The sequence below is a fragment of the Paenibacillus pini JCM 16418 genome, assembly GCF_000576305.1.
Taxonomy (GTDB): Bacteria; Bacillota; Bacilli; order Paenibacillales; family Paenibacillaceae; genus Paenibacillus_AQ; species Paenibacillus_AQ pini.
On the sequence record NZ_BAVZ01000039.1, the window covers coordinates 1 to 11648 of the forward strand.

Here is an 11648-nt window from a genome sequence, read left to right on the forward strand (position 1 = left end):
TTCCGATAAATTGTAAATCAAAAATAAGTAAAGCAAATAGAGAATAATTGTTTATTAAGCAGAAGTAAAATATAAAAATGGAAGTGATGAAAATGGAAAAATTGTATACAGACTGGCTCTACGAAAATGGTGTTTGCTCCAGTGAATTTAATGAGGACTATATAAAAGAAGAGTTTGAAAAAGAATGTAAAGAAACTGGTGTTATATCATTTATTGATGTCTAACATACGATTAATATAATACTTTTAACCAAATTTGAAAATTAAAAAATATGGGGTGATTATTATGTCAATGGCGATTAGAGCAAAGAACGCAAAACAACGTGCAACTATAGCTGTAAATATGCTCAAAAACAACTGCAGCTTCTCCAGAGCGTTCGATGATTGTTTTGAAATGGGAGACGGTAATGATGTTATGAATCATATTATCGAAAAAGCAAGACACGATGTTAAATTGGCTATTGGAGTAAAAGAAAAAATGCCACTACTTGGATATGGATATTTCAATATTAGACTGCATGAAGCTATAAAAGAGTGCTATCAGAAAAATAATGTCGTAACGTATTCGTTTTCTTAAGTAAATAATATGACCATTTCAAAGGGGTGAAAATTGCTATGAGAAAGAATAAATTTATCTTTGAAAAATTTGGTTTGAAGGTTTTTGAAATAGAACTTAATAACGGTAAAATTTATAAAAACTATCCCAATCGTGGTGGAAATCTTCATACCCTAGAATCGGTTGAAGAATTTTTAGTGGAAAATGAGTCGTACTTTCTTACACTTGGTAATAACAGGCGTGTCACAGTATATCGCAATGATGTAAAAGAGATAAGGTAATGAACTATCCTATGAGGAGGTAAGAACACAATGGAAAATCACCCTACACTCGAAGAGCTACTGTTTACATTAGATATCTGCATAAAGGAACTTCCTAGCCATGCTCATCCTGCACATTATATGAGAATTGAATACATAAAAAATTTACTTAAAAGGCAAATGAAATAATTGTTTAGTTTACACTTATATAAGGAGGAATAAAACATGTTTTTTTCATCATATCCGAAACTATCCGATTACAGCGATTCTAAGCCCTATTTACAGACTCTACATAAAGAGATAGACAACACTGACAGGAACACATTCCAATCGATCCTAGATGATTGTAAGGCTCATAAAAACGCTATTAATATGAAAGGCGTTGTAATAGATAGAGTGCCATATATCATAACTATAATGGGCGAATTCGTACCATTAAGGGAAATGGCAAGATACCAATAAAATATCTGAATTTAAACAATATAAGGAGGGATACAAAATGGTGCAAATGGAATTGGTTATTGATGAAGTTAAAGAAATTGAAGAGATAAATGATAATGAGGTGGGACTTACTCTAGCTGAGTTAATTGAGCGTGACAGAATTGCAAAACAACCTTCGCAGCCGTTTAGCGTCAAACAACTTTCACGAATGAAACTTCGTTTTGATCTTGTTATTCAACGTAATTTTAAATGGGACGATATGCAAGGAACTTATTGATTGAGTCAATTCTATTGGGATATCCTATCCCTCCTGTTTACGTTATGAAGTCTGCTGATAAATCGTTGTGGCTTTTGGATGGAAAACAGCGAATTAATAGACTGGTTTCTTTCATCCAGAATGGATGGAAACTCACTAAATGTGTTGTATACGGCGTAGATATAACAGGCATGGAATTCTTAGAATTACCGGAAGAATTTAGAGAGTTGATTGAAATGCAATATATTAATGCATATCAATTTGAAAACTTAACAGTAGACCAAAGAGATCAATTGTTCAAACGACTTAACAGCGGAGTTCCATTATCGCCAATTGAAATTATTCGCTCTGTATTGGGAACAGATATACTTGATTACATCAACAATCTTTTAGAAACAGCGTTCATGAAAAAAGTAGAATTCACAGAAAAACAAAAGGAAGGGTTTAAAGATCAAGAATTGATCCTACAAATGATTTCAGTTATAACAGGAAGAAGCTATGAGGTCGGTGGTAAATCATTACTTAGTTTAGCTTTAGATTTAAGAGTGAATGGATTAACAGATGGGGAAAAATCATTAATTGAATCAGTATTTAATTTTCTGTCTGCTGCTTATGAAGAAGTAGAAGATAAGGTTGTCAAGAAATCACTAAAGAAAGCTGATGTAGTACGCATTACTGGAGCGTCTGTAGAGGCCACAGATAGACCTGAAGTATTTGGACATATAATTTCATCCTATATAGCTTCGCAGCCTTCTGGATCTCTTTATAAGGCTACAACAAGCAACAAGAGTGCTTCAGCAAGCAGTGTAAAGAAGGGGATTGAAATACTACAAGGTATCTTGGTTGTAGATAAGCAATCAGCATAAAGTTGAGAGTGCGTAAAACAACGATTTCATATATAGTTAATATCATAATTAGTTGACATCAGGGGTTTTTTGTTATGGCAGAATTGAAAGTAGCTAAAAGACCGACAAGGGATGAATTTGTATTAGAAGAAATCGGCAAACAACTAACAGAGGCATATAGGGTCTTAGAAGAGACTGTTCGGGGATAAATTGACAAAATGGACTTTCGTATAAGTAGAGTACATATCATAAGAATAGCGAAATTAACAATAAATTATCATTAGAGGAGCGATAACAATGATTGATATTAAAAATTGCAATGATGTACAGGTTCTTAAAAACGAGATGAATATTACTCAAGAAAAAATAGATGTCATCTATCCTAAGTTTACAGGTGAAGTTTCTGAACTTATCTATTACAAAGAACTGCTGACAAAAAGAATAGAAGAAATTACTTTAAAATAACTATTTGATATAAAAGGAGAAAATGAGTATGAAAAGAATGGCGGAGCATTTATTAAATGAAGAAATGACAACTGGCTTCAATAAAGTATTAGCCGAACATAATAGTATCTTAACCGTTGAGTTTAAGGGGAGTTGTGGCTATGTTAAGTTTATTGCGGATAAATTTAATGGAGAAAACTGTACACCTTATGTAACTGATGAATTTTACGAAATTTTAAATGACTACTTAAAAAATTATCATAATATTAATAATCAGGTAAGCGTAAATAACACAAGATCAACCTTTTGGGTTATTGGATGAAATGACTGTTTTATTATATATGCGCTTCTTGGAAGGTGATTAATTTGGATTACGACCTAAAAGAACTTGCAAGATATGACATGTTTAAAGCGATGGAACAAGAAATGATAAGAAATGAAGAACTGATACGATTAACAGTTATCAATAGAAGATCGCCGCGAGAAATAAAAGAATCAGTGTTTTATGCTATGGCACGTAACAATTCAATAAAACATTTTCTTGAGTTATCTGAACAAAAACCAGAAAATCTTCTTGACTATGTTCCTGTGAGTGAAGATTTCAAAAATCTGATGCTCAAGGTCGGAGCGAAAAGGTATCCTCTTGAGATTAAAAGAAATGCTGAGCGAAGTTTGTATGGGGATTATACTCATGTTGATTATAAGAGGCAGATTCACTTGCTTGATCAAGAGTTGCCTGAAAAGCCAAGATTCAGTGTCATGATTGAAAAAATCGGGAATACAATTGGAATAATCATAGCTGGTGCATTTAGCATTTGGTGGGTCTTTTTGATAGTCTTTCTTGTTTGGGCTAATTATCTAAGTGAAAACAAACCAAACCATCTGACAGTATCGACATCAGGACATAATAACACTTTTGGTCAAGGTGGCATTTATAGAGGGAATTCAATACTTAAATCTGTATCTGACCAAGATCAAGTTGAGGATGGTTCGGCTCAATCTGGCTTTGGGAATGGTGGGAAGAGTGGTCAAGATTCATCTAGTTCTTCTCAGCAAAATGCAACAAGTTCTATTGGTGGAAATTCAATAAAGATACCATCGAATAAGAGCATTAGTAATGTCTCTACAAATTCAGTGACACATAATCCTATTTCAACAAAAGATGTTGATGCTAAAATTAATCCTAAATCACAACCTGAAGTATTTGAAGCTAAAGATGGTTTCTTTGGAATTGGTTCCACTATGGATGAAGTGATATTTATTATGGGTGAACCTGAAAGCAAAACAATTACAATTTTTAATTATGATTTTTCAAGCGTATATTTTTCAAATAACAAAGTATCAGGGTGGTCAAATATAGGAAACACTTTAAAAGTGTTTATAGGTGATAAGGTGGATAACACAAAATCATTCACTCTTGGCTCTTCAAGAAAACAAGTTATTAATGCAGCAGGTACACCGACTACATATCAAAGAAATTCATTTAGTTACGGTTTTTCTTCAGTATATTTTGATGATAATGGAAGGATCAAAGGGTGGTCAATTATAGGTAATGATCATTTTAATGTGAAGTTGGGAGAGAAAGTCGAAGGAGCGATGCCTTTTTCTATTGGTTCTACTATTGAAGACGTAGTTGCAGTTATGGGAACTCCCGATTCATATAACTCACAAGGTCTTGGATATGATTTCTCAACAGTTTATATTGTTGATGGTAAAGTATCGAAAGTTTCGAATATAAGCAATAATCTTAAGTATAAATAAGCGAATAAAATGGCTATTTTATTATCTCGTAAGAGGATAGAGGTAAGCATATGAAGAACATAACCGCTGAAAATTACTTTAAACCGGATGATATAATTAAAAACTTCGGAGCAGTGAATTTTGAGACAGGAGAACAATGGGCAATAACAGAAGTCGATATTCTTAATTTTGTTGATAAAATTACAGTTGATGAATTGGTTCCTGATGACATTAAAGATTTGATTGAGGTATCTAAGGCATTATATGCATATGGGTATTTATATTGGACTTTTTTTACTCTTGCACAAGAGCAATCTTATAAAGCATTAGAAGCAGCAATAGCTAGAGTTCATGAAAAAATTTACGAAACTAACTTTAGCTCAAAAGGAAATAAAAGACTTCAGCTTTCTGACATGATTCAAAAACTTATAAATAGTGGGAATATTCCACATGAGAAGAAAGTTCAATATGACGCAATTAGAGAACTAAGAAATATATCGTTTCATCCATCCATGCAATCACAACGGGGATTGGCTGCCTATGACACTGTTATTCAAATTATAGAGGAAATAAACTCCTTGTTTCAATCTTTAGAGAAATGAAATTGATCGAAGACATGTTTTGTATACGGAATGAGGTAATCTATGACTGAACATATTAATCTTTATGTGGACGATCTTCGAGACTGCCAGATGGATTTGTTGTTGCTAGAACCTACAAAGAAGCTATCAAGATACTCAAAAATAAAGAGGTTAACATTCTAACTCTAGATCATGATTTAGGTGAAGATGAGGAAGGGAAAGAGCTTCCCAATGGGTATGATCTGGTTAAGTATTTTTGTGAACATGGTCTGAAAGTAAATAAGATTTACATACATACTGACAATCCTGTTGGGCGTAAGAATATGTATGAAACGCTTTTAGCTGCGCAGCGAAGAGGCTTTATCAACGAGAATATAGAGATCTATTATTATCCGATTACTAAGAATATATATTCTGGCGAGTAAATGAAATGCAAGTTTTAATCAAAATTCAGGTGGTGAAAAAATATGATCGAAGTAAAGGATACTGAAAAGTATTGCAATAGTTGTATGAATGAAAAGGGCAACAAATCTATTAGAATCGGTATTACAGATACATATGACGAGGCTGTTAGAACATTGGAGCTGAAAGCGAAATAGAATGAAATTGGAGAGTAGTTATGACATTAATATATGTACTAATAGGAATAGTTGTTGTTGTCGCGCTAGTTATCTTTCTTGTTATATTACTAATAACTAATGCAGATATGAAAAATGGTAAGTTACCTCTTATAAAAAGAAACTGTACGATAGTGGATAAGCGCACAGAAGCTCATGGAGGATCAAATGATAGTAGTCTGAGTAATTATCATTATTTAACTTGCGAATTTGATGATCATAGTAGGCAGGAAGTCTATGTCAGACCTAGTGAGTATGGTTTAATTATAGTCGGAGATAAAGCCATACTTACAGTACAAGGCACTAGAGTTGAAATTGAAAGGGTTATTTGAAATCATTATATATTTTCTTTATTATTTATTTCATTTAATGTGTTTAAGATAAAAAAGCCTGCCTTAAATGGCAGGTTTTTCTCTGTTCATAAGGCCTAATTTCTCTGCTCGTTTCATAATTTCAAGTAAGCTGCGCATATCATCCGTTGTCGTATCGTTATGATCCTTACTGCTTTTTTGTTCTAGCTCTTCATTTTTATTATTTAGATACATAATGGTTTTTCGCATATCTTCAAATTGTTCTTTAAATTGCATTAGAGAGTTTATGATGTCTTCTAAGCCAATTACACTATTAGAGGATACCGAATTCGTTATATATCTATGAGTTGATTTCGAATGAACCTTTTTCTGAGATTTAAGAAGTGTACGGTTTAATTTTGCCTCTTTTATTTCAGAAGCATACATTTTTCTTAAATTAGAATTCCAGCGAAAACCGCATGCAGCAGGAGTTCGATTTGTTTTTTCTCCTACAATTTCAAAGGCAGTTAATTGTGTGCCACCACTTTTAATATAATCTAGTACAGTTGTAGATAAGCACAAGTCATCTTCAGGTGTCCAACTATCTTGTCTAACCATATAAATACCTCCAATAATATGTTCTATTCATATACTCTTAAATTTATTTTTATCCAGAATAAGTGAAAAGTATTCATGAAATATTAGTTTTATCTGTGAGGGAAAGATATGAGGTGTGGACTAGTACTTATCGCACAAAAAAAGAAGGAGCCATTCAAGACTCCTTAAAACAACTTCTCTAGAAACGTATTAATATGGGGTTCAATTATATGGTAAGCATGATAGGGAACATTAAAACAATTTAGGTCTAAGTCAAACCAATGATGTCCATGTATTTCGACTCCCATGTTTATGGGAACATGAACTAGTTGGTATATATCAACAAAATCAAAGTCTATATTCACTCCTTCTTTTACAACCTCATCGATAGGTATTCCTTGTATTTTTATTATCACACTCATTCACCAATTCCTTCCAAAGCTTTTTTCCTTTCTTCATCACTTAATAAAAGTTCAAATCCCTTAGACCTAGATTTATGCTGTTTTACCCATCCTATTTCAATAAGATTGTTCATTAACTCTTTAACTTTTTCATTGCGTACGCTAAGAATCTTTTGCAACTCAGTTATTCTTGTTTCGCCAGTCTGTAATACGAGTTTCTTAAAACCATTTAATTCCTTTATTTTTTTATTTCGTTTAGAGGCTTCTAGGTCGATTAATTCCTTATTTGTTTTCACTTTCCAATGTGTTGATAATGTTTCAATAATCTTATCTTGCTCTTCTTCAGTTTTAGCAATTAAAGCACCTTGAAAACGGTGTAATCCTTGTATTCCCTCAAATCTATATACGCCATCACCTTTACCGAGGAGATTGAAGGAAGGGTTCTCATCTAAGGCAACCCTATAGCTGATCCCACTATCACAAGCAAAACAAACTCTTGAGTATATATTCGCCTTTATCAGTCCAGTAACCACTTCTTTAATTGGTCGCTGTGTTGCATGATAAGATGTATGCCAGCAGCTCTCGCTTTTTGAGCTAAGCGAACAATATAATCTTCATTTTCTGGGTTAGTCATTATTAAATCAGCTAGCTCGTCAATAACTAAGACTATATAAGGTAATTTCACAGGTTCGTTTCGGTTATGCTGTTGAATGTTTTTGTAATTCTTTTCTTTTAACACTCCGTAACGCTCATCCATTTTTTCACACAGATAGGACAGCACGTCTTCTACTTCATCCATGTCCGTATAAACTTTTTGAACATGAGGATATCTTTCGAAGACTTGTAATTCCACCATCTTGGGATCAATCATGATGACCTGTAAGACTGTTGGACTAACCATTGTCAATAATATAGTTAGTACACTGTTAAAAAAAACACTCTTACCTGATCCTGTACTTCCTGCGGTTAGCAAATGTTTAACATTAATAAGGTCTACAAAGATAACTTCGCCAGTTTCACTTTGTCCGATCAAAATGGGGAGATGAGCTTCTTTAACGAACTTTTTAAACTCAGCATCCTCAACACAATCTCTAACAAATACTGCTATTCTTTCCTCTTGGGGGATAGTTAGTATTGCTGTTCCAGCGCTATTACCTTGTACTATAGAGATGTCGTTCAATGCTAGTTCGGTTTGTATATCTGCTATATGATTTTTGAGAGTGGTTAGCTTTAATACCTTCAGGAAGGGAAAAAGTAATCCGTTTGACAGTAGATCCTTGCTGTATTTTTTGAATAATTACCTCATCAGCTTGAGTAAGAGATAATTTACGTAGAGCTTTATTAATTTGAGTTGCAATTTTAAAATCATTTTCGTATTCCCTTTTATCTCCGTAAGGAAAAATTGAGAAGGGATTATTATCTGTTATTGACGGTTCAGGTTTCTCAATGGTTTCTGAATTTGTTGAAATTGATTGATTTTGAATTTTATCTATCTCAGTTAAAAAGAAGCCAGCAATTTCTGACACAGATAGATATTGCATTTTTTTAAATAATGAAAATCTCCTTAGTCGCATGTGTTCTGAAAATGAATTTTTATCCAGTTCTTTTGTTATTGACCAAGAATTTATAAAATTTATATACTGAAATATTTCTTTTACCTTATTTAATAAATGTTCTCTACGGCTATTTGACTCAGAAGCGATTGAGAACCTTAATTCGAATAAGAATAAATCTTCATTTAGTTTGTTTTCTGTTTCCTGTAATCTTGCATGTTTACGATATCCACCTTCGATTTTTCTCATAGTCTCTAATATCTGATTTTGTATAGAACGTATAATCGGATTGTTTGTAGGCATTTCAACTCCATTAACGTAATCTTCATATTGAGTCCATAAAGCATCAAGTATTCGTTTTTGTGGTTTTTTCAGAAATAAGAGTTGAATTTGGATCTGTTCCTCGTCTTTAAGAATGGTATCTATGTTGTTCCAGATGGGTTCTTGGAGTAGGCGAAAGGGGAAGATAGATGATTTCATTTGTTGACATGAGAAGTAATCAACTGCAACATTAATCACACTATCATCACGGTTAACACTTTTTAAATCTAAATCTGTTCGGTGAGATTCGATGAAAAAACTCGTGTCAATCGATTCTTTTTGTACAATTACCTCAATTCCCAATGTCCTATCAGTTTCAGGAAGGTATGAAAGATAGGACTTTGCTGTTTCTAAATTAATTCCTTTCAATTCGTATAAACTAAGTTCAGGCACCTTTTTTCCTTTCGGCATGATTTGTTTGATAATCATTTTTTTGTCCTCACTTTTTAAATAAGAAACGTATTCCTTTTCCTGCAATAGATGCAGTTTTAATTAAGATCTCTTTGCCGTTATCTTTATACTTTGAAGCGTTAACAATCTTTTCATTAGTATATTCTTTCATTTGTTTAGCGGATTTCGCAAATCCTACGCCTCCGCTATCAAAACGTTTGATCAATTGTGGCGGAAAGGCTAGACAGTGTATGCCTCCAATCATTAAAAGGGTTTTAGAGAATACTCCAGTAAAAGTAACTGGGTTAGGTGTAGCAAACATCAGTAAACCTAAAATGGAAATGAATATCGCATAGGCAATTTGAACAAAAGAAAGGTTTTTAATATTTCTTAGCCAAAGTTGAAAGTAGTCATGTGTTGATTCGAACAGACTTGCACTCATAGCTAATGGAGTAAGCATACCTAGTACAGTAAAGTTAAACCACCGTCTAGCATGGAATAATATTAATGGTACACATAAAATGGTTGTAATAATTAGAAACATGAACATAATTAATATATTTAAGGGCTCGAATACAATAGAGGTTGCAAAAATAGAAGGGCTACCTAGAGCGATAGTTGTTGATGACAAGTTTAGAATCAACTTCGTTAATCTGTTTAATACTTTTACTCCATTGACAAACAAGAATGGAGTAGCTGCTGTTACAACTAATGCGAGTGGAAGTTTTCTTAGCGTGTTTCTGAATTTTGTGTGACTCAACTTACACATTCGTTTAATGCCTTCAACCATAGCTATAATGATTATACATGCAATACTAAACATGGAATAATTAGAAACAGCAGTAGGAAACCAGTCATTACCGAATATCCATTCAGGCGTATAGAGGACTATTTCAGTTACAAATTTGTAGATGTGTTTGAAGATAAATTGAACAGAAAAATGAGTTATTTGATTAAATGATGCCAGTAAATATATAATGATGTCCTTAAACCAATCAGGCATAAACTTAGTTATGAGAGCACCATCCGCATAGTTGTACATGTACTGTAGATAATCAATTTTATCATCTAGTGGATCAGGAGTTAATAAGGCTTGCTTATGCATTTCAAGCGCAATTTTGTTTACTTTGTCTTTTATACCTAGCCAGTCACTAGGAGATGGGAGAGATGGTATTAGATTGTTAATTAAGTTTTCTTTAACTGTTTGATTATTAATAAGTTTTGGTATCACTCCTTCTTTATCAAAAATTTGCTTAGTGATTTCTCTTGTTGGAATCACACCGAACAACATCATTTTATGATTTAATGATGGAAGAATGTTGTGATAGGGTTTTGTATTGGTTGAAATGCCGACACATTTGAGAAGAGAAGTGTAAACACTGCCACTATTAGAGCTACTACTATGGGAGCTGCAACCACTTGTGCCAATCCCTTTATTATTTGAATTGTCCACTCGTCTGAACGGCTCTTGCCGAATAACATTTTCCACATTCCCGATATCATTAATGTTATTATAGCTGTTGCCACTCCTAGAGCTGCTATAACTCCCATGACTATCAATAATGAGTCTGCCAGTTCTCGCGGAACAGGATTGGCTGGTGTTGCTGGATTTGCGTGGGAAACTGTGCTTGTTGCCAATGTTAATAGTAACGTTGTATGGATTGAGAAAAGAGCCTTCTTTAGTCGCTTGGCTTGCTTTGGGTGAGAAATCACCTCCTTGTTCAATTTGTCGAAAAAATCAGAATTATTATTACTCCATAAGGATAAATTCATATCGATGATCTTATTAAATGTCTCTACGGTTGAATCTTTCGTTGTTAGAGTCACCTTCATGGTGTAAAGACCCACCTTTCTTAGTTGAGAAAATCTTTTTGTTAAACCAGTTGAATCCTGAAGCAACTCCGACGGTAGAAAATATAGCGACACCACATTTCATCCCTAAAACAATAACTCCCATAGTTGTTACCGTTAACATGTATAAGACACATCCCTTCATGAGAAAATATAAAATAAAAAGAGGTGTATTAATGAGCATTTGGGATAATTGGAAATATGAAAAACCAGAATGGGAAATCCACTTTGAATTTTACGAATCAAGAATATTAGAACGTACAGGTGTGAGTAGGCAGAAGTTAAAAGAGCTAATAGAACTATTAAAGGAATACCAGATTCTTTCGACAGATCAAAGTTAAAGATCCATCTTTCCCATATTACGTTATCAAATTGCTCTTATTTATGGTTGTTTGATGTATTGGGAAGTTGGGAAAGACGGAAATACGAATCAAACCGCTTGATTTTCTTCGCTTTTCTTAAAATTGTATTGTTCTGCTTCATGAATAGTAGGAATTAATATATCC

At 33.4% G+C, this 11648-nt stretch carries 20 protein-coding genes and 1 pseudogene; 16 read left to right on the top strand and 5 right to left on the bottom strand.

Features of this window, described 5'->3' with window-relative positions; translation table 11 throughout:
* Window positions 1-77 precede the first annotated feature (77 nt).
* The 14 genes and pseudogenes from JCM16418_RS25135 to JCM16418_RS22775 all read left to right on the top strand — a co-directional run bounded on the left by JCM16418_RS25135 (window position 78) and on the right by JCM16418_RS22775 (window position 6071).
* Entirely contained in the window at window positions 78-224 is a 147-nt protein-coding gene (locus JCM16418_RS25135) for a hypothetical protein (protein WP_156327246.1), read from the top strand.
* Window positions 225-285: 61 nt separating this feature from the next.
* Window positions 286-576 carry a hypothetical protein gene (locus JCM16418_RS22730; RefSeq protein ID WP_036653601.1) on the top strand — a complete coding sequence of 97 codons (291 nt, stop codon included), beginning with the start codon at window positions 286-288 and terminating at the stop codon, window positions 574-576.
* Window positions 577-614: 38 nt separating this feature from the next.
* Complete coding sequence (locus JCM16418_RS22735; RefSeq protein WP_036653603.1) at window positions 615-836, top strand: hypothetical protein; 222 nt, start codon at window positions 615-617, stop codon at window positions 834-836.
* A 30-nt stretch (window positions 837-866) separates the two neighbouring features.
* Window positions 867-1004 carry a hypothetical protein gene (locus JCM16418_RS25140; RefSeq protein ID WP_156327247.1) on the top strand — a complete coding sequence of 46 codons (138 nt, stop codon included), beginning with the start codon at window positions 867-869 and terminating at the stop codon, window positions 1002-1004.
* Window positions 1005-1314: 310 nt separating this feature from the next.
* Window positions 1315-1533 carry a hypothetical protein gene (locus tag JCM16418_RS22745; RefSeq protein WP_036653607.1) on the top strand — a complete coding sequence of 73 codons (219 nt, stop codon included), beginning with the start codon at window positions 1315-1317 and terminating at the stop codon, window positions 1531-1533.
* Between the two features lie 44 nt (window positions 1534-1577).
* Complete coding sequence (locus JCM16418_RS22750) at window positions 1578-2378, top strand: DUF262 domain-containing protein (protein WP_242403956.1); 801 nt, start codon at window positions 1578-1580, stop codon at window positions 2376-2378.
* Between the two features lie 74 nt (window positions 2379-2452).
* Window positions 2453-2563, top strand: a pseudogene (locus JCM16418_RS24810) (YolD-like family protein); the annotation flags it as partial.
* Window positions 2564-2654: 91 nt separating this feature from the next.
* Window positions 2655-2822 carry a hypothetical protein gene (locus JCM16418_RS25145; RefSeq protein WP_156327248.1) on the top strand — a complete coding sequence of 56 codons (168 nt, stop codon included), beginning with the start codon at window positions 2655-2657 and terminating at the stop codon, window positions 2820-2822.
* A gap of 28 nt (window positions 2823-2850) precedes the next feature.
* Window positions 2851-3123, top strand: a complete 273-nt coding sequence (locus JCM16418_RS22760) for an RDAC family protein (RefSeq protein WP_036653611.1) — start codon at window positions 2851-2853, stop codon at window positions 3121-3123.
* Between the two features lie 44 nt (window positions 3124-3167).
* Window positions 3168-4562: a hypothetical protein gene (locus tag JCM16418_RS22765; RefSeq protein ID WP_036653612.1), complete on the top strand. Its 1395-nt coding sequence runs from the start codon at window positions 3168-3170 to the stop codon at window positions 4560-4562.
* 50 nt (window positions 4563-4612) lie between these two features.
* A complete protein-coding gene (locus JCM16418_RS22770; protein WP_036653614.1) occupies window positions 4613-5143 on the top strand; it encodes a DUF4145 domain-containing protein in 531 nt (176 codons plus the stop codon).
* A 131-nt stretch (window positions 5144-5274) separates the two neighbouring features.
* Window positions 5275-5547 carry a cyclic-phosphate processing receiver domain-containing protein gene (locus JCM16418_RS26165; RefSeq protein WP_373280740.1) on the top strand — a complete coding sequence of 91 codons (273 nt, stop codon included), beginning with the start codon at window positions 5275-5277 and terminating at the stop codon, window positions 5545-5547.
* A gap of 42 nt (window positions 5548-5589) precedes the next feature.
* Complete coding sequence (locus JCM16418_RS26490) at window positions 5590-5721, top strand: hypothetical protein (protein ID WP_256203077.1); 132 nt, start codon at window positions 5590-5592, stop codon at window positions 5719-5721.
* Window positions 5722-5741: 20 nt separating this feature from the next.
* Window positions 5742-6071, top strand: coding sequence for a DUF2500 domain-containing protein (locus tag JCM16418_RS22775; protein WP_052020723.1), 330 nt, complete (start codon window positions 5742-5744; stop codon window positions 6069-6071).
* Between the two features lie 63 nt (window positions 6072-6134).
* On the opposite strand, the gene JCM16418_RS22780 is transcribed toward JCM16418_RS22775, so the two are convergent.
* The 5 genes from JCM16418_RS22780 to JCM16418_RS22805 form a co-directional block, all read right to left on the bottom strand.
* Window positions 6135-6647: an RsfA family transcriptional regulator gene (locus JCM16418_RS22780; RefSeq protein ID WP_052020725.1), complete on the bottom strand. Its 513-nt coding sequence runs from the start codon at window positions 6645-6647 to the stop codon at window positions 6135-6137.
* Between the two features lie 397 nt (window positions 6648-7044).
* Window positions 7045-7560: a hypothetical protein gene (locus tag JCM16418_RS22790; RefSeq protein ID WP_036653618.1), complete on the bottom strand. Its 516-nt coding sequence runs from the start codon at window positions 7558-7560 to the stop codon at window positions 7045-7047.
* Window positions 7545-8207 carry an FtsK/SpoIIIE domain-containing protein gene (locus JCM16418_RS22795; protein ID WP_036653620.1) on the bottom strand — a complete coding sequence of 221 codons (663 nt, stop codon included), beginning with the start codon at window positions 8205-8207 and terminating at the stop codon, window positions 7545-7547. Before JCM16418_RS22795 ends, JCM16418_RS22790 begins: the two co-directional genes overlap by 16 nt.
* The gene (locus JCM16418_RS22800) at window positions 8179-9330 is read right to left on the bottom strand and encodes a hypothetical protein (protein WP_036653622.1); all 1152 of its coding nucleotides are present in this window, start codon (window positions 9328-9330) and stop codon (window positions 8179-8181) included. Before JCM16418_RS22800 ends, JCM16418_RS22795 begins: the two co-directional genes overlap by 29 nt.
* A 10-nt stretch (window positions 9331-9340) precedes the next feature.
* Window positions 9341-10780, bottom strand: a complete 1440-nt coding sequence (locus tag JCM16418_RS22805; RefSeq protein ID WP_148298900.1) for a hypothetical protein — start codon at window positions 10778-10780, stop codon at window positions 9341-9343.
* A 60-nt stretch (window positions 10781-10840) separates the two neighbouring features.
* Here JCM16418_RS22805 and JCM16418_RS25150 point away from each other — a divergent pair, with 60 nt between their 5' ends.
* On the top strand, window positions 10841-10996 hold the full coding sequence (locus JCM16418_RS25150; RefSeq protein WP_156327249.1) for a hypothetical protein: 156 nt from the start codon (window positions 10841-10843) through the stop codon (window positions 10994-10996).
* 109 nt (window positions 10997-11105) lie between these two features.
* The gene (locus JCM16418_RS22815; RefSeq protein ID WP_148298901.1) at window positions 11106-11483 is read left to right on the top strand and encodes a hypothetical protein; all 378 of its coding nucleotides are present in this window, start codon (window positions 11106-11108) and stop codon (window positions 11481-11483) included.
* Window positions 11484-11648 lie beyond the last annotated feature (165 nt).

Excerpts from the sequence above, each read along its gene's own strand:
- JCM16418_RS22760 (WP_036653611.1), top strand. The coding sequence starts at position 2,851 with ATGAAAAGAATGGCGGAGCATTTATTAAATGAAGAAATGACAACTGGC.
- JCM16418_RS22780 (WP_052020725.1), bottom strand. The coding sequence starts at position 6,647 with ATGGTTAGACAAGATAGTTGGACACCTGAAGATGACTTGTGCTTATCT.
- JCM16418_RS25135 (WP_156327246.1), top strand. The coding sequence starts at position 78 with ATGGAAGTGATGAAAATGGAAAAATTGTATACAGACTGGCTCTACGAA.
- JCM16418_RS22770 (WP_036653614.1), top strand. The coding sequence starts at position 4,613 with ATGAAGAACATAACCGCTGAAAATTACTTTAAACCGGATGATATAATT.
- JCM16418_RS25150 (WP_156327249.1), top strand. The coding sequence starts at position 10,841 with ATGACTATCAATAATGAGTCTGCCAGTTCTCGCGGAACAGGATTGGCT.
- JCM16418_RS22750 (WP_242403956.1), top strand. The coding sequence starts at position 1,578 with ATGAAGTCTGCTGATAAATCGTTGTGGCTTTTGGATGGAAAACAGCGA.
- JCM16418_RS26490 (WP_256203077.1), top strand. The coding sequence starts at position 5,590 with ATGATCGAAGTAAAGGATACTGAAAAGTATTGCAATAGTTGTATGAAT.
- JCM16418_RS22745 (WP_036653607.1), top strand. The coding sequence starts at position 1,315 with ATGGTGCAAATGGAATTGGTTATTGATGAAGTTAAAGAAATTGAAGAG.
- JCM16418_RS25145 (WP_156327248.1), top strand. The coding sequence starts at position 2,655 with ATGATTGATATTAAAAATTGCAATGATGTACAGGTTCTTAAAAACGAG.
- JCM16418_RS22775 (WP_052020723.1), top strand. The coding sequence starts at position 5,742 with ATGACATTAATATATGTACTAATAGGAATAGTTGTTGTTGTCGCGCTA.
- JCM16418_RS22735 (WP_036653603.1), top strand. The coding sequence starts at position 615 with ATGAGAAAGAATAAATTTATCTTTGAAAAATTTGGTTTGAAGGTTTTT.
- JCM16418_RS22800 (WP_036653622.1), bottom strand. The coding sequence starts at position 9,330 with ATGATTATCAAACAAATCATGCCGAAAGGAAAAAAGGTGCCTGAACTT.
- JCM16418_RS22730 (WP_036653601.1), top strand. The coding sequence starts at position 286 with ATGTCAATGGCGATTAGAGCAAAGAACGCAAAACAACGTGCAACTATA.
- JCM16418_RS25140 (WP_156327247.1), top strand. The coding sequence starts at position 867 with ATGGAAAATCACCCTACACTCGAAGAGCTACTGTTTACATTAGATATC.